This is a genomic window from Kerstersia similis (genome assembly GCF_965139615.1).
Classification (GTDB): Bacteria; Pseudomonadota; Gammaproteobacteria; order Burkholderiales; family Burkholderiaceae_B; genus Kerstersia; species Kerstersia similis.
Window position 1 is genome coordinate 1 of record NZ_CBCSIQ010000042.1, and the last position, 15,805, is coordinate 15,805.

Annotated in this window: 18 protein-coding genes; 11 read left to right on the forward strand and 7 right to left on the reverse strand. The window is 64.4% G+C overall.

What is annotated here, in order from left to right:
• The 5 genes from ACNA1V_RS16990 to ACNA1V_RS17010 form a co-directional block, all read left to right on the forward strand.
• On the forward strand, window positions 1-653 hold a 653-nt coding region (locus ACNA1V_RS16990; protein WP_415834771.1), incomplete at its 5' end, for an AAA family ATPase.
• A gap of 14 nt (window positions 654-667) precedes the next feature.
• The gene (locus tag ACNA1V_RS16995) at window positions 668-931 is read left to right on the forward strand and encodes a ribbon-helix-helix domain-containing protein (RefSeq protein ID WP_415834772.1); all 264 of its coding nucleotides are present in this window, start codon (window positions 668-670) and stop codon (window positions 929-931) included.
• Window positions 932-995: 64 nt separating this feature from the next.
• On the forward strand, window positions 996-2,009 hold the full coding sequence (locus tag ACNA1V_RS17000; protein ID WP_415834773.1) for a replication protein RepA: 1,014 nt from the start codon (window positions 996-998) through the stop codon (window positions 2,007-2,009).
• A gap of 834 nt (window positions 2,010-2,843) precedes the next feature.
• Window positions 2,844-3,509, forward strand: coding sequence for a DNA-binding protein (locus tag ACNA1V_RS17005; RefSeq protein WP_101979497.1), 666 nt, complete (start codon window positions 2,844-2,846; stop codon window positions 3,507-3,509).
• The gene (locus ACNA1V_RS17010; protein WP_219619306.1) at window positions 3,506-3,997 is read left to right on the forward strand and encodes a thermonuclease family protein; all 492 of its coding nucleotides are present in this window, start codon (window positions 3,506-3,508) and stop codon (window positions 3,995-3,997) included. The genes ACNA1V_RS17005 and ACNA1V_RS17010 overlap by 4 nt, the downstream gene beginning before the upstream one ends.
• Window positions 3,998-4,111: 114 nt before the next feature.
• Here the strand turns inward: ACNA1V_RS17010 and ACNA1V_RS17015 are convergent, their stop codons facing one another.
• Genes ACNA1V_RS17015 through ACNA1V_RS17030 form a run of 4 tightly spaced genes read right to left on the reverse strand, consistent with a single transcriptional unit; the run spans window position 4,112 to window position 7,562 of the window.
• Window positions 4,112-4,486: a hypothetical protein gene (locus tag ACNA1V_RS17015; RefSeq protein WP_101979496.1), complete on the reverse strand. Its 375-nt coding sequence runs from the start codon at window positions 4,484-4,486 to the stop codon at window positions 4,112-4,114.
• An 11-nt stretch (window positions 4,487-4,497) separates the two neighbouring features.
• Complete coding sequence (locus ACNA1V_RS17020) at window positions 4,498-7,020, reverse strand: type IV secretory system conjugative DNA transfer family protein (RefSeq protein WP_415834774.1); 2,523 nt, start codon at window positions 7,018-7,020, stop codon at window positions 4,498-4,500.
• Between the two features lie 34 nt (window positions 7,021-7,054).
• Window positions 7,055-7,276: a conjugal transfer protein TraD gene (locus ACNA1V_RS17025; protein WP_171537305.1), complete on the reverse strand. Its 222-nt coding sequence runs from the start codon at window positions 7,274-7,276 to the stop codon at window positions 7,055-7,057.
• A 19-nt stretch (window positions 7,277-7,295) separates the two neighbouring features.
• Window positions 7,296-7,562, reverse strand: coding sequence for a TraC family protein (locus tag ACNA1V_RS17030; RefSeq protein ID WP_025786856.1), 267 nt, complete (start codon window positions 7,560-7,562; stop codon window positions 7,296-7,298).
• Between the two features lie 193 nt (window positions 7,563-7,755).
• Between ACNA1V_RS17030 and traA the strand changes: the two genes are divergently transcribed.
• The 4 genes from traA to ACNA1V_RS17050 all read left to right on the forward strand — a co-directional run bounded on the left by traA (window position 7,756) and on the right by ACNA1V_RS17050 (window position 12,677).
• Complete coding sequence (gene traA, locus ACNA1V_RS17035) at window positions 7,756-11,100, forward strand: Ti-type conjugative transfer relaxase TraA (RefSeq protein ID WP_101979494.1); 3,345 nt, start codon at window positions 7,756-7,758, stop codon at window positions 11,098-11,100.
• Window positions 11,101-11,127: 27 nt separating this feature from the next.
• Window positions 11,128-11,484, forward strand: a complete 357-nt coding sequence (locus ACNA1V_RS17040) for a hypothetical protein (protein WP_025786812.1) — start codon at window positions 11,128-11,130, stop codon at window positions 11,482-11,484.
• A 73-nt stretch (window positions 11,485-11,557) separates the two neighbouring features.
• On the forward strand, window positions 11,558-11,773 hold the full coding sequence (locus ACNA1V_RS17045; protein WP_101979493.1) for a hypothetical protein: 216 nt from the start codon (window positions 11,558-11,560) through the stop codon (window positions 11,771-11,773).
• On the forward strand, window positions 11,760-12,677 hold the full coding sequence (locus ACNA1V_RS17050) for a S1C family serine protease (RefSeq protein ID WP_415834775.1): 918 nt from the start codon (window positions 11,760-11,762) through the stop codon (window positions 12,675-12,677). The genes ACNA1V_RS17045 and ACNA1V_RS17050 overlap by 14 nt, the downstream gene beginning before the upstream one ends.
• Before the next feature lie 62 nt (window positions 12,678-12,739).
• Here ACNA1V_RS17050 and ACNA1V_RS17055 read toward each other — a convergent pair whose 3' ends face one another.
• The 3 genes from ACNA1V_RS17055 to ACNA1V_RS17065 all read right to left on the reverse strand — a co-directional run bounded on the left by ACNA1V_RS17055 (window position 12,740) and on the right by ACNA1V_RS17065 (window position 14,558).
• Window positions 12,740-13,444 (reverse strand): MT-A70 family methyltransferase, encoded by a 705-nt coding sequence (locus tag ACNA1V_RS17055; protein ID WP_415834776.1) that lies wholly within the window; start codon window positions 13,442-13,444, stop codon window positions 12,740-12,742.
• Entirely contained in the window at window positions 13,441-14,265 is an 825-nt protein-coding gene (locus ACNA1V_RS17060) for a BglII/BstYI family type II restriction endonuclease (RefSeq protein WP_415834777.1), read from the reverse strand. The genes ACNA1V_RS17055 and ACNA1V_RS17060 overlap by 4 nt, the downstream gene beginning before the upstream one ends.
• A 92-nt stretch (window positions 14,266-14,357) precedes the next feature.
• Window positions 14,358-14,558, reverse strand: coding sequence for a CopG family ribbon-helix-helix protein (locus tag ACNA1V_RS17065; protein WP_415834778.1), 201 nt, complete (start codon window positions 14,556-14,558; stop codon window positions 14,358-14,360).
• 184 nt (window positions 14,559-14,742) lie between these two features.
• Between ACNA1V_RS17065 and ACNA1V_RS17070 the strand changes: the two genes are divergently transcribed.
• The gene (locus tag ACNA1V_RS17070) at window positions 14,743-15,555 is read left to right on the forward strand and encodes a recombinase family protein (protein ID WP_415834779.1); all 813 of its coding nucleotides are present in this window, start codon (window positions 14,743-14,745) and stop codon (window positions 15,553-15,555) included.
• Window positions 15,556-15,641: 86 nt separating this feature from the next.
• Window positions 15,642-15,805, forward strand: a 164-nt coding sequence (locus ACNA1V_RS17075) for a ParA family protein (protein WP_462937410.1), incomplete at its 3' end; no start/stop codon positions are given.

Sequence of the window (15,805 nt, forward strand, 5' to 3'; positions counted from 1 at the left end):
TTACCGTAGGCAACACCAAAGGCGGCGTAGGCAAGACAACCCTTGCGGTTCAGATCGCCATTGCCCGCGCCCTGGCCGGGCGTGACGTGTGGCTGATCGACGGCGACCGGCAGGGAACCGCCGCCGCCGCCATCGCGGCACGGGCCGAAGCTGGCCGCCAGCCCGGCATCGCGTGCGCCCAGTATGCGGACGGCCCGGCCTTGCGCGGCCAGGTGCAGCAACAGCGGGACAAGTGGCAGGACATCATCATTGACGCTGGCGGCCGCGACTCGACCGCGCTACGGGCCGCGCTGGTCTTGTCCGATGTTCTGCTGGTGCCATTCGCGCCGCGTTCCTATGACGTGTGGGCGCTGGACGATATGGCCGCGCTGGTCGATGAGGCCCGCAGTGTGCGCGACGGCCTGCGCTGCTATGCCGTGATGAACCAGGCCGACCCCGGCGAGCATTCGGCCGACAACGCCGACGCGGCCGCCGCCGTGGCCGAGGTGCCGCAGTTCGAGTATCTGCCAACCCCCATCCGCCGCCGTAAAGCGTTCAGCAACGCCGGCGGCGCGGGCCTGGCCGTGTCCGAGCTGGCCCCACGCGACCCGAAAGCGATAGCCGAGATTGATAGCCTCATTGCATCGCTTTTTAATATCCAAAAAATCGCGTAACAGGAGTTTTTGAAATGGTAATCCAGCGCAAACCCAAGACCACCCCAGCCGCCGATGCTTTCATCCAGGGCGCACCCGACGCCAAGACCGAGAACGCCAAGGCCGCAGTCTATGAAAAGGGCATCGCCAAGGGCAACAAGCGGCAGATCACTTTGACCATTTCGCCCGACCTGCTGCGCAAGGTCGATGAAGTCGCCAACCGCACCGGCCAGGCCCGCGCCGCGATCATCAACATGGCGATTTTCAACGCACTGGAAGGCAACATTTTCCAGAGCTAAACAATCTTCTAAGAAGGTTTTTTTAATATCCAAAGGCAATTTTTAGCGGCTAAAGGGCGAAACCATGAACAAGAAGCGGGATGGACAGGGGGCGCAACAGCTCGGCGACATTTTGGGCGGCCTGATCGTGAAGGCGCAGGCCAAGGCAGATGCCAAGACCAGGAAGCCCCGCGCTGGGGCCAAGATCACCCCGGCCAGCATCATCCTGACCGAGCAAGACCAAAAGCTGATCGAGGCCGGCGCAGAGATCGCCACCAACCCGCCGAGCGGCGAGGACATGGCTTTCACTCATGCTGTGCTGTGCCAAGTCGGTTTGCCACGTGCCAAGGTCGAGGGCCGCGAGTTCATGCGCCAGTCTGGCGCGGCCTGGGTGAATGTCCAGGCCGGTTATCTGGACGAGGGCAGGGGGCCGGTTCTGCAACCTATCCCCTATGGCGTTATGCCGCGCCTGGCGCTTGCCTGGGTGTCCAGCTACGCCAAGCGAGACAACACGCGGGAAATTCCCATCGGCGACAGCGCGGCCGAGTTCTTGCGGCTCATGGGCATGGATGACCAGGGGGCGCGTTACACCACCTTGCGCCGTCAAATGCACGCTCTGGCCGCTTGCCGCCTGCAACTTGGATTCAAGGGGCGCACCTACAACGGCCAGCCCGTCGAACAGTTCGATGCCTGGCTGGCGAACGGTGACGCGCAACAGAAATCACTTTGGCCCGGTACGATGGTTCTATCAGAGGGCTATTTCAACTCGCTGATGGATAGCGCCGTCCCGCTGGACAATCGCGCCCTGATGGCCCTGAAAGGTTCTGCGCTTGCGCTGGACGTTTACACCTGGCTGGCCCACCGGCTGCACCGCATTGGAGGCCGAGGCGTCACGCTGCACTGGAAGGCGCTGCGCGAGCAGTTCGCGCAGGAGTACCGGGGCAAAGACCCGGACAAGGATTTCAAGAAGGAATTTTTGCCGGCGCTCAAGAAGGTGCTGGCCGTCTATCCACAAGCGAAGGTGAAACCCGTCACCGGTGGCCTGCTGCTGGTCAGCTCACCGCCACCAATCCCCTACAAGGGCGGCCCATCGGTTTAGCTAAACTCCGATACATCGCCCCCCCCCCTTGCATCACGTCGGCCGCCCGAGATCGAGGCGGCCGCTCCGTTTCTGGTGTTACCTGCCCACGTAACCACCCCAGAACGGGCCGAACTGGGGATAAACCCCGTGGATAACCGAACTTATCCNCGTTAGATCGCCCCCCCCCTAAACCGGTACGGTATTGCCTTTAAGTTTTTCCTATAAATACTTACCTGTAGTTGGCAGGCCAAATCTGTGGAAAAACCAACCGGTAGCGCAAACCGAACCGCCGCAACGCCCTACGGGCGCGCCTACCCTCCGGTCGCTTCGCTCCCTTCGCCCCGCCGCTTCGCGTCGGCCTATCGCGGCCGATGGCCGCTCAAAAATGGCTGGCCTACGGCCAGGCATCTACCAGGCGCGGCACGCCGCGCCGGTGCCAGCTCTACCGCCTGTGCCCATTTTGGGCACCCTGCTAGTTCCACCGCCGCAAAGGTTTAGCAGTAAGAACAGCAGACCCAAAGGCCGTGCCCAACACCGACCGACCGTGCAGCCTGGAAGGCCGCAAGGTTGAACGCCAAGGGAAGGGTGGGCGGCAACCGCCAACAAGGAGGCACAACAGACCGCACAGGATCGCGCAGGATGCGCGAAACGGGGCTAGGTAATGGGGTAGGTGCACCAACCCCTGAAAACCCCTCTACGGGCGTCCTACGCGGTCAAATTCGCCGATCAGGTGCGCCGGGCCGCCGACCCCGCTGGGGCCGGCGCGTAGCGTTTCGCTGTAGGATTGTAAATTGTAGTATGTTGTAGTATTATACAACATACTACAACGCTACATTTTTACAGGAACGCATCATGGCCGTCACGAAGGAACAGATTTTTGAAGCAGCCGACCAGTTGGCCGCCGCCGGCCAGAAGCCCACGCTTGAGGCCATCCGCCAGATAACCGGCGGCAGCTATACGACTATCAGCCCAGTGCTGAATGAGTGGAAGGCCCGCCAGGCCGCCCAGGCCACGCCGCTACGCGAGCCGGCACCGCAAGCCGTGGCCGACCGGCTGGCAGAGGTCGGGGCCGAGGTCTGGAGCATCGCCCTGGAGCTGGCAAACGCCCGCCTGGCAGCCGAGCGCGAGGCGCTAGACAAGGCCCGCGCCGACCTGGAAGCCGACCGGGCCGAGGCCACCGAGCTTGCCGACCGCCTGGCCGCCCAGGTCGAGGAACTGCAATCCCGCCTGGCGTCCATCGAGGCGGCCGAGCAGGCCGCACGCATCGAGGCCGACGATCTGCGCAACCAGTTGGCCGCCGCCCAGGAGCAGGCGCACACCGCCGAGGCCAGAGCCGCCGAGCTGCGCACCGAGCTGGACAGGGCGCACCATGAATCCGCCCAGGCCCGGCAGGCGCTCGCTGAGGCACGGGAAGAAGCCGCCACGCTGCGCGGCCGTCTGGAAGCTTCCAGCGAGCAGATGGCCGCCCTCATCGCCCGCCTGGCTCCGTCCGAGGGGCAGGGCAGGGGGCGCAAGTGATCCGCGCCATGCTGGCCGGGTGCCTGTTCGCGCTGGCGGCCGCTGCCCAGGGCGGAGAGCTGCGCGGCCGGGTGGTGGCGGTCATGGATGGCGACACCCTGGCCGTTCTTGACGCCGGGCGTCAGGAGCACCGCATACGACTGGCCGAGATCGACGCCCCGGAAAAAGGGCAGCCCTTCGGCCAACGCTCGAAGCAGTCCCTTTCCGGCCTTTGCTTCGGCCGCGAGGCCGTCATCGAGGACAGGGGACACGACCGCTACGGCCGCGCCATCGGCCGCGTGAGCTGCGGCGGGATCGACACCAGCGCCGAACAGGTCAGGCGCGGCATGGCCTGGGTGTTCGACCGCTACGCGACCGACCGCACGCTGTATGCGATCCAGGATGAAGCGCGAGCGGCCAGGCGCGGCCTGTGGAGCGATGCCGCCCCGGTGCCGCCGTGGGAATGGCGGGCGCAACACCGCCGCGAAGCGCCCCCCAAGAGTCAATAAACCCGGCCCGCCAAGTGTCAAAAAGGCAGCCCGCAGACGAAGAAAAGGCCGGGAACGCTGGGCGCTCGTCGGCCTTTATTGACACTTGAGGGGCAGACTTAAAAACTCATAACATCATTTACGTGTGTGAGTTTTTGAGTTCTTTTTGCGCCAGGCCGCCAGGTCGATCACGTCAGCCGTGCGTCTGGCGGCCGCTTGCACCGGGGCCGGAGGTTGCCGCGACGGCCGGAAAAGTTCAGCCAGGAACGACCAGGCGAAGATGAACGGCAGCAGCGGCAGCACCACGACGAGGCCGAGCAGGCGGGCCAGGCCGAGACCGAGCGGCCGCAGGAAGGCCAGCGGTCGGCGCAGCAGATCGACCAGGAAGCCGCCGACCAGCCACACCGGCGCAGCCAGGACAAACACCGCAGCGAACAACGCCGGGAACAGCCGGCGCAGGAACCACGCCAGGACGATGACACCGACAACGGCCGCGATGATGCCCGCCATGCGTCACCCCCTTAGCTGTGGTAAGGGTTCGGGTCGAACAGGCCCGCATACTCTGCATCGGTGAGGTAGTTCAACCGATCCAGCAGGTACGGCCGTTCGCCACGCACCAGGACAATCGGATGCTCAGGCCCGAGGCGCATCACTTCGTCAGGCGTCAGCAGTTCGCGACTGGTGAATTGCTGGCTCGTGCCGCTCGACTTGCCGCTATTGCGGCCAAAGCTGCCGCTGCCGCTGTCGCTGCCGCCGTAGTTCCCCCCGCTCGACTTGCCTTGATTGTGGGTTTCAAACTCAATCGTGGCCTTGCCCAAGCTGTCGCTGATGTACTTGGCCGTGTCGTAGTCATCCGTCCCGTAGAAGGACTTGGCGCTGTTCGCCAGGAAGGTTTGCCACTTCGGATAGACACCCTTGAGCTGGCTCAAGTCCTGGATGAACACCCAGAAGGCCAGGCCATAGCCGCGCATGAGGCTTACCGCGTCCTCGATCTGCTTCATGTAGCCGAGCTGGGCGAACTCATCGAGCAGGAAGGCGACCCGGTGCGTCGGCTGCACATTGCTTGCCGTGATCGAGGCAATCACCGAGCTGATGAACAGCCGCAGGAAGCGGGCATTAGGCCCGATCCGGTTTGCCGGCATGACCAGATACACCGTCATCGGATTGGCCTTGATTGCTGACAGGTCGAAGTCACTGCGCGATAGCGCGGCCGCAATGCGCGGATCGTCCAGGAATGCCGTATTCCGGCGAGCCGTGGAGAGCACCGAACCACGCTCTTTGTCGGCCATGCCCATGAGCGTATTTGCCGCCCTGGCCGGGATGCCGAAGGCGGCCGTTTCATCGGCCGCCATCGCCCCGAGCGTTCCGAAAAATTCATCCTCGCCAGCCGTCAGTAGCCGGCGCAGCTCGCCCAGGTTCCGGCGCTCCACGTCATCCAGGCCGGCAACGTGCAGCATCAAGCCTTGCAGGAAGTTCTTGGCCGACTCATCGAAATGCACGCCATCGCCCTTGCTCTCAGAGATCACCAAGGCATCGGCCAGGATCGCCGATTCGCTCACGCAATCCGGGTTCCACACATCCAGGCGATCCAGGACATTGAAGGCAGCACCGCCGTCACCATTGACCCCGAACGGATCGACCACATAGACCGCCTGGCCGAGCTGCTGGCGAGCGCGAGCCGTCACGGCCGCGTTTTCACCCTTCACGTCGAGCACCAGGGCAGAGCCGGGATAGTCCAGGAGGTTCGGAATTACCGCGCCGATGCCCTTACCGGAGCCGGTAGGCGCGACCGTCACCACGTGGCCGGTAAAGCGGAAACGGGCATCCAGGCCAGCAGGCGCAGCCGGCACACGACCCAAGGCGAAGCCGGCCGGTTTTCCTGGCGCGACTAGGTGGCCGCCCTGGCGCATTTCCTCGACCGTGCCCCAACGGGCCGAACCGTGCGTGCTGCTTTCAACCGTGGCGACCGCTGCACCGACCGCCGCCACCGGCGCGGAGGGCTGCACCTGGCCGCGCATGTGCTCGAACGTCGCCAGGATCACGCGCAGGCGCTTGCCGGTAGTCGAATCAGGGCCAACGGCACGAATCAGCCAGCCGAAAACATGCTGCGGGTAGATGTACGTTGCCACCGTGCCGGCGATGGTGGCAGCCGCGATGAACCAGCCAGGAATGTACGGCACGAACACGAATAGAAGCACCGCCGCGATGGACGGAACCAGGAATGCCAGGCCGATCGTGATGCCTGCCGTCACCGGGTTTTGCTTGCGCTTATGGGCCAGCCACGCGCCGACGAAGGTAGCGACGACCAGGTAAAACAGCCAGGCCCCGGAAACCGTCTTGATGCGTTGCCAGAAGCCGCCGAAATAGCCCGACACCGACGAGCCGGTCATCTGTTCCATGCGATCAGCGGCCCGCTTCTGCACCTGGGCGCGATAGTCGGCCATGACGGCATCACCGGCCGCCTGGCCCAAGCCCGTTGCAAGCTCAATTCCCCGCATCACTGACTGCTGCGCAACCCGCACGCCAGCCGTGGCCGCTGCGGCTGGCGTGGCACCCTCCAGGCCGGCCAGAATCCGGGCGCTGAAATCGTCCAGATTGCCAGCCGTACCGAGGCCGGAGTTTTGCAGGAAAAGGCCAAGATCGGAGCGGTACAGGCTCAACAGATTGGCCGCGCCCGCCGCCGTCCGGTTTTCCATGGCGGCCGCTTCCAGTTGCTGCATGACGGGCAGCAATTCAGTCCACTTGACCCGGTATGCCTGCCAATCGCCGGCATTGGTTGCTATCGACAAATCTTGTTGTCCTACGTCCAGCACTTGCAGCGTCTTTTCCCACTGCGCTAGCGTCGCATTCTGCGCGTCACAAATGCGCTTCACCCAGGCGTCAGCATCGGGCACGTCGCCGAGCTTCGCGGCCTCAATTGCCGGGCTGCATTCCGGGAAAACGCCAGCGTGCGCAGTGTTCGCCAGGGACAGCACGAACGCGCCGAAAAACACCGCCACCACGGCGGCCCAAACCCTTTGAAAAACGTCCTCAATGTCGAGCATTTCACACCTCTATGTCAGGTTGAAAAAAGAGCGCCTAAGAGCGGTTGCCGCCGCTCTCATCGCTCGAAAACAGAGCATCACCAGCGGCCTGAAGTCGCGCAAAAGTCGCTACGGAGTTTTCCCCCTTTAGGGCCTTCGCAGCCAGTGACAGAGCGCCCAGGATCACGGCTGCCGGATACTCATCCATACCGGCTTTGATGACCAGGCCGCCAAGCTGAATCTTGCGCCGCGTTTCCTCCCTTCTGGCGTTCATCATGAACCGTCCTAACTCGCGTTCAGTTCGCGCTATTCGCTGACGGAGCCGGAGCAGCTTGGACGGTCGGAGCCGGGGCGTTTTTGGGGCCGCGAAACTTGGAGGCAAGCGCCTCGAACTCCTTGCGCAAAGTTGCTTCGTCAATGTCCAGATCACCGAGGCCGGCTGCGATGGCGAGCTTGCCGATTCGTTCGGCGGCCTTGCTTTCCAGTTCGGCCAGTTCTGCCTTGATGCGGTTCAGTTCGGCCAGCTTCTCGGCCTTGCGCTCGGAAAGGGTCTTTCGTGCCATGTTGTTTTCTCCTTTGCTGAATGGCGGTTTATGCCCCTTCGATGGTAGCACCGGAGCCTGTGGCGGGGAAGTGCCGGCGGTGGTATAGTCATGAGCGAAAGCGAAATGCGCACTTACGGGTTGCTGCGCAACCCTCATGCGGCCGGGGATACCCCGGCACCCCTTTTTAGCGGCTAAAACGCCAAGGGAAGATATGGCGATCTATCACCTGAACACGCACACGATAGGACGGGCAGCCGGGCATAGCGCCGTGGCTGCTGCCGCCTATCGGTCTGCGTCGAAGCTGGTAGATGAGCGCACCGGGGAAGTGTTCGACTTCACCCGGAAAGGTGGCGTCCTGTCGGCCGAGATCGTCACGCCCGCAGGCGTGCCGGTTCCCGAGCGCGCCGCCTTGTGGAATGCCGCCGAAGCCGCCGAGAAGCGCAAGGATGCGCGAGTGGCCCGCGAGTGGCGGGCGGCCCTGCCGCACGAGCTGAACGAAGCCGACCGGCGCGAGCTGGCAACGCGCATGGGGCAGGCTATCGCCGACCGCTACGGCGTGGCCGTGGATGTCTGCATCCACGCCCCGGACAGGGAAGGCGACGACCGGAATTTTCACGTTCACATGCTGGCGACCACGCGCACCATTGGCGCGGATGGAACGCTAGGCGCTAAGGCCGTCATCGAGCTGGCGAACAAAGACAGGCAGAAGGCGGGCATTCCAGGCACCAGCCAGGGCGACATTACCGACATTCGCCGCGAGTGGGCTGAGCTGACAAACGAGGCATTGGAGCGGGCCGGCATTAGCGCCCGCGTCGATCACCGCAGCTATGCCGACCAGGGCATCGAGCTAACCCCGACCCGTCACATTGGCACCGATGCTGTGGCGATGCAGCGGCGCGGCCTGGAAGGCGTGGAGCGCATCGACCTGCACAACGCAGACCGGCAGGAACAAGCCCGCCAGATTACCGAGCGGCCCGAAATCATCCTGGACAAAATCACGGCCACCCAGGCGGTTTTCAGCCGCAGGGAGATTGCCGCCGAGCTGAACCGCTACATTGACGACGCCGAGCAGTTCCAGGCGCTTCTAGCGAAGCTGGAAAACTCGCCGCACCTGATCGAATTGGAGCCGGCCATAGGCCGCCATCCGGCCAAGTTCTCTACCCGCGAAATGATCGACACCGAGCGGGCAATGGTGGCGAGCGCCGAGCGTCTGGCTGGCAGCGGCAAGCATGGCGTTTCCACGGCCATCGTGAATGCCGCCATTGATGGAGTCGGCACCCTTTCGGACGAGCAGAAAAACGCCGTGCGCCACGTCACGCAGGCCGGCAGTTTGGCCGTGGTGATCGGTGACGCCGGTACCGGCAAATCGTTCAGCATGAAGGTTGCCCGTGAGGCGTGGGAGGCGGCCGGCTACAACGTGCGTGGCGCGGCCCTGGCCGGCAAGGCAGCCGACGAATTGCAGGCCGGCAGCGGCATCGAAAGCCGCACCCTGGCGAGCCTGGAATATGCCTGGAAGAACGGCCAGGACAAGCTAACCAGCCGCGACGTCCTGGTGATCGACGAGGCGGGCATGATCGGCAGCCGCCAGCTTGGCCGCGTGCTGAAAGCCGCCGAGCAGGCCGGGGCAAAAGTCGTCCTGCTGGGCGACGATAAACAGCTTGCTGCCATCGAGGCCGGCGCAGCATTCCGTGGCGTGGTGCAGCGCGTCCGAGCGGCCGAAATCACAGAGGTACGCCGGCAGAAACACGCCTGGATGCGCGAGGCCGGCCAGCAGCTTGCGCGGGGTTCCGTGGTCGATGGACTGGCGGCCTACGCCGAGCGCGGCCACGTCCAAATCCACGGCAGCCGGGAGGCAGCACGCGACGCCCTGGCGGCGGCCTACGTGGCCGACCAAGGCACGGGCAGTCAAATCATCCTGGCCCACAGCAATGCAGACGTGCAGGCACTCAATGAGGCGGTGCGCGAGGCCCGCAAGGAGCGCGGTGAGCTGGCCGGCATTGCCCGGTTTATGACCGAGCGCGGCGGCCGCGAATTTGCCCAGGGCGACCGCCTGGTGTTCTTGCGTAACGACCGCGAGCTGGACGTGAAAAACGGCACCCTTGGCACCGTCGAGCGGGCCGAAAATGGCCGCCTGGCCGTGCGCCTGGATAGTGGCGAAATGCGCGAGTTCAGCGCCGAGCAATATGCGGCCGTCGATCACGGCTACGCCGTCACGATCCACAAGGCCCAGGGCGTGACCGTGGATCGCGCCTATCTGCTGGCGACCCCCGGCATGGATCGCAGCCTGGCCTATGTCGGCATGACCCGCCACCGCGAGGCCGTGACCCTGTTTGCCGGCGCTGATGACTTCACCGACCGCCGAGCGGGCCGCCTGGTCGATCACGGCGCAGCGCCCTACGAGCACGACCCGAAAAACGGCCTGTCCTACTTCGCCACGCTGGAGAACGACAAGGGCGAACGGCACACCATTTGGGGCGTTGATTTGGAACGTGCCATTGCCGACAGCGGCGCACAGATCGGCGACCGTATCGGCCTGGCGCATGGCGGCGCTCAAACTGTGCGCCTGCCCGATGGGCGGATGGTGGAGCGCAACACCTGGCACGTGCAGACTGCCGAGGAACTGGCCGCCGGCAAGTTGGCCCAGGTGATGGGCCGACAGCGGCCGAAGGAAAGCACGCTGGACTATCTGCCCGACTTCGCAGAACAGCGCGGCTTCGACAGCGAAAGCGTGTTGCGGCGCTGGGTCGAGCGCGGCCGGGCCAAGGTGGCCCACCTGGCGGGCCGGATGCGCGATGCCCTGCGCCGAGGCTTGGAACGCCACGGCCGTCCCGACCTCATGCCGGCCACCGACATTGCCGGCAAGCCAGCCATGCCGCAGCAGCAGGTCGAGAGCACGCCAGAGGACGAGAAAGCACGCAAGGCGCGGGAAATCGCCGAGCGGTTCCGCCAGAAGGTGGCCCAGGAGCGCGGCGAGCTGGCCGCCTCGCAGCAGCGCCCGCAAGCCGAGCAGCAGGCCCCCGACGCCCTGGCCGGATTCCGGGCCAGTGTCGAGCGTGCCGAGGCGGCCGGCGGCGGCCTGGCCCTGGACGTGGCCCGTGCGCAGCTTGCCGTGGCCCAGGAGTTTCAGGCGGCCGGGAAAGATCCACGGCACCACGCCGCAGCCATCATGCAGGAAGGCCAGCGCCGGGCCTTTGCTGGCCTGTCGCAGCCGTCGCCGGCCAAGGTCGAGCGCCAGGCCGAGCGGCCGGCGGCCGTCCAGGTCAATGCGGTGGCCGTGGGCCTTGCCAAGCAGGCCGTGAGCAAGTTCAAGGCCCTGGCGGCCGAGCGGCGGGTAGGTTCCCCCGCGATGAAAGATCGCGGTTCCAAGTGGCAGAGCCTGGCCCCCGAGCTGCGCGAGCAGATCGAGCGATTCAACGCCCTGCCTGCCACGCAGCAGGCCCAGGCGGCAGAACGGATGCAGCAGGAAATGGCCGAGCGGTACAGCCGCGACCCGAAGGCAGCAGCCCGCGACCGCGAGCTGTTCCAAGGGCGTGACCGTGGCGGCCTCAGCCGATAGGCAACCACTCAACGCAAGGAGGACACGATGAACGACGAACGCACCGAGCCTACAAACGACGAGCTGGCCGCCAGTTACGCCAAGCAGATCGAGCAGGCGCAGGCCCGCCGGGAAGCGAAGGACATGGAGCGCCTGGAGCGCCACGGCCAGGCCGCCGCCCTGGCGGCGCAGAGCATCGAGGGCCAGAGCTTCGAGCTGGACGCCGGCCAAAAGGTCGAGCTGAACGAGATCAACGGCCAGCAGGCAAAGACGCTGGCAAAGGAATTGAACCGGGACAACGAGAACGGCGACCAGGTGAAAGCAGCCAGGGCGCGGGAGATCGCCGAACGGTTCAAGGAGAAGGCGGCACGCGACCGGGAGCAAGCCCGCAGCTTTAGCCGCTAAAGGCGGTGCCAAGGGCGGCGGCAACCGACCCAAGGCACCTAACCACAACCCCACCTGACATAGAGGTGAAATCATGGCTGACACCAATGTTACCGGCCGCCAGAGCCGGGAGCTAACGAAATATCGGGCGACCTTCGCGGCTGCCCTGGTGGCCCTGGCCGGCGCGGCCTGGATGCTGGCCGAGGCGTACCAGGCGCACGGCGAGTTCCTGAAAGCCGGCGACGACACAGGCGAGCGCCTGATGCAGCGCGGCCTGATTGCTGGGAGCGCACAGCATGAGCAGCGTTAAGACCTGGCGACGCGCGGCCCTGGCGGCATACATCGCGGCCGGTGTCGGCCTGACCGGCGGCGGCTACGCCCTTGCCACCGTCAAGGCGAACGAAAACGCCCAGGTGGCCGCCCTGCGGGCCTACGTGGAGAGCTGGAAGGATGGGCAGCAGGATCAGGCCGAGCTTGCCACGGCGGACACGGCGGCCGGCGACGAACTGGTGATAGACGCCCGCCCCTACCCTGTCCCCGACTGGTCGGCCGTGGCCGAGCGGGCCATGCCTGCCGTGGTCATGGTGTCGGTCATGCCCCGTCCGATGGGCGACGGCAGCGCAAACCGCGCCTGGCTCATCCCTGGCGTGCAACAGAACGCGGCCACGGCCGCCCTGTCCGGCATCCGGGCCGTTGCGAATGGGTGGGCCGAGTATGACCAGAAACGCGCCTGGGAAACGCGAGGCGCCGGCGTCCTGGTAGGCGACGGCCGCCATGCCCTGACGGCCGCGCATGTCCTGGCCGACACCGAAAGCGTGCGCGTGAAGCTGGCCGGCGGCGAGTGGCGCAGCGCCCGCGTGGTGCGCAGCCAGGAGCATTTCGACGTGGCCCTGTTGGAGATCGAGGGCGAGCCAGGACAGCCGGCAAGCATTGCCCCTGCCCTGCCCCGCCAGGGCCAGGCCATAGCGGCTATTGGTTCGCCGGCTGGCCTGGACTACTCCATGAGCGCCGGCATTGTCAGCCGGTACGGCGTGGCCGTGGGCTTGTTCGCGCCGGCCCTCATGATGGACACGGATGCACGCATCACCGGCGGCAACTCTGGCGGCCCGGTGTTCAACGCCAGGGGCGAAGCCGTGGGCATCGTCAGCAGCAGCACGCATGGCTTTACCCACATCGTGCCGATCAATCGCGCCTTGGCCGTGGTCGGCCTGTAGCCAACCCACCAGGTGCAGTAAGGGCGGCCATCGAGCCGCCCTTTTGTTGCTTCAGGATTGGGTCAGTCGATAGCGGGCAGTGCCGCTAAGCTAACCGTCGCCTGGCCTGTTTTGTGGGTGATGCGATCAGCTTGAGAGTGGTTGGAGTAGGTCGGCCAGTTCGGGTAATACTCATCGGCCTGGTTGCCCCACACAGACCAGCCATCACGTGGGCCGCGTGCAAAAAGTTCAAGGTAAGGGCCAGGGCTGCACGATTCCACGATGTCGTAAAACTCGTCAGGCTTGCGCGAGTGTTCGCGCTTTTGAGTCGCCAAGAAATTCACTTGGCGTCGGCCTGGCGCAAGCGTTCTGGCGTTCTTACCACGGACACCAAACAGCACCAGTTCGGTGACGTTGCGGAAGTAGAAGCCAACGCCGCGCCCATCCGGCCCGCCATCCTTGCGGATCTTGTGCCAGACGAGATTGCTTTTGTAGGTGAATCCCCAGGCTTCAAGCACCTTGATTCCTTCGGGCAGCAAGGCATTAGGCACCCACAGATAGAGGTGGGCCGTGTCGGCTGTCAGTTGTTCAACCGGCAGCGCCATGATTTCATCAAGGCTCATCGTGCCGTAGCGAGACAGACGCTTGTGTTCCGGTGCCATCTTGCCTGTGCGGTTTTGGAACTGCCAAGGAGGGTCGGCCAGGATGGTATGAAAGCGCTGGCCACCATGTCGGGCCAGCAAATCCCGCGCCGCGTCTGGTGCCGTATCGGCCTTTTTCTTGGTCATGATTGTGGGTTCCAGTCCTCAATAAGTTTCGGTGTGATGCCGAACACGAGGACGGGGCAGCCGCCATGCCTGCCGGCGTTGAGCCGATACAGGAGCTTGCCCATCCATGTCGTGCTGGCACCGTATTTCGCTCTTACGGTCTTGCCGATTGCTTCGCCCGCTTTGTTGAGTTGGGGCACTACGTCAAAGACGGGGTTTAGCTTCTCGCTGCGCGTGACCATGACCCCGGCACTTATCAGGCCGCATTCATGGAAGGCCCGCAGGGCATACAAATCCCGGTCAAAGGTCTGATCCTTGGAGTTCCATTCCAGATCGAAGGCCACCCGACCTTTCACGTAGTCGATCTTGTGGCCGTCGATGAAGTTCTCGATCATGCGCGGCGTGCTTTCCGACCGCTTCACTTTCTTGACCTTCCCGTCAGGCAGGAATGTTTCGTCATACTCCTGCATCCTCACCAGCAGATCCCCCTGAATCCTCGACTCGACCCAACCGGCCGGGCGTAGGGTGCGGGAAAACTTCTTCGGCATGACAGATTCATTCCCGCCAGGCGTTCCAATGTCCCGCGTGGTGATGCGGAAAGCGAGTAAGGCCGCCTCGATCTCGGCCAACTCGTCAGGAAAGGAGTTAGCCAGGATCGCGGCCGCGTGCCGGTAGCTATACACGTCGTAAAGCTCCCGCACTTCGGCGCTGATGTATCGCTCAACATCGGCCGGGCTGTCAGCATTGGGGCCAGGGCGCAGCGCAACATCATCGGCAGCCTGCGCCTCGACTTCCTGTCCCTCTCCCTCGTTGTCCAGTTCTGGATCTCGTCCGTTTGCCATGTAAAGTGTTCTTAGCCATTGCTATGCCTCCTTGAAAGGCTAGTTGTGGTTAGGCGAGCGTCCCGGTTGCCGCCGGTACGCTCGCCGCTTTTTCAGCATGTCGCTTCTTTCCGCTCGTGTGTCCGGTAGTCAAACGGCAAGGTTTCTTGCCGTCCCTGGATCGACCTTTGAACGTAGTCGCGCATGAAGTCCCGAATCAGTACCGACGCCGAGCGGTCGTTTGCCTTGGCCGCTCGGAGGAAGGCTTGTTTCAGGTCTGCATCGACGCGGCAGGTGAAGTTTGTCTGTTCCATTCCGCATCCTCTTAATGACGCTGTATGTATTATGCACTGACAGTGTCAGTATTCAATGAAGTGTCGCATAAGTCCTGCATCTTGCGACACGTCGCCGTCTTCCCGTTTTCCCTGGTGTTTTCTTGTTGCATGTTCTAGTCGCATAATTCCGAATACCTGCGACTAGAACCGGAGACAAAACGCCATGAGAGACAGAAGCGCCCCCGGCACGCTCGACCTAGCAACCGGCGGCCTGCTGCTGGGCTATGCCCGCGTCAGTACCGACGCCCAGGACTTGACCAACCAGCGCGAGCAACTGGCCGCCGTCGGCTGTTCGCGCATCTTTGCCGAGAAGGTCACTGGCACCCGACGCGACCGGCCGGAGCTGGCCCGGCTGCTCGATCACCTGCGGCCTGGCGACGTGGTGACCGTGACCAGGCTAGACCGCCTGGCGCGATCCACCCGCGACCTGCTGGACATTGCCGAGCGCATCCAGGCGGCCGGCGCTGGCCTGCGCAGCCTGGCCGAGCCGTGGGCCGACACCACCAGCCCGGCCGGCCGCATGGTTCTGACCGTGTTTGCCGGCATCGCCGAGTTCGAGCGTTCGCTAATCATCGACCGCACCAGGAACGGCCGGGAAGCGGCCAAGGCCCGAGGCGTGAAGTTCGGCCCGCGCCCTACCCTCACCCCGGCGCAGATCGAGCACGCCCGCGAGCTGATCGACCGTGACGGCCGGACGGTGAAGGAAGCGGCCGAGCTGCTGGCCGTGCATCGTTCGACCCTTTACCGGGCGCTGGCGCGTGGCGAGCAAGTGACAAAGACCGAGGCCCGCCGACGTGGTGCGTTCGCCGAGGACGCATTGAGCGAAGCCGACGCCCTGGCGGCCGCCGACCTGCCGCCGCCGCCGTATCGAACCCAGAGCCTGCCGCAAATCCTGGCGGCCCTCCCCGATGACGAGCTGGCGAGCTGGCCCGGCGAGCTGGCCGACCAGGAGCGGGAACGGCGGCGCAAAATTTAGCGGCTAAAGTAGCTTTTAAGGATATTAAAAGAACATTCAAAAGATGCCCTAAACATATTGACGCCATCGCGCCAAGGCGGCACAATATGGCACTGCAATTTAATATCCTTTTGAGGTGCTATGTGATTATTACCGTAGGCAACACCAAAGGCGGCGTAGGCAAGACAACCCTTGCGGTTCAGATCGCCATTGCCCGCGCCCTGGCCGGGCGTGACGTGTGGCTGATCGACGGCGACCGGCAGGGAACCGC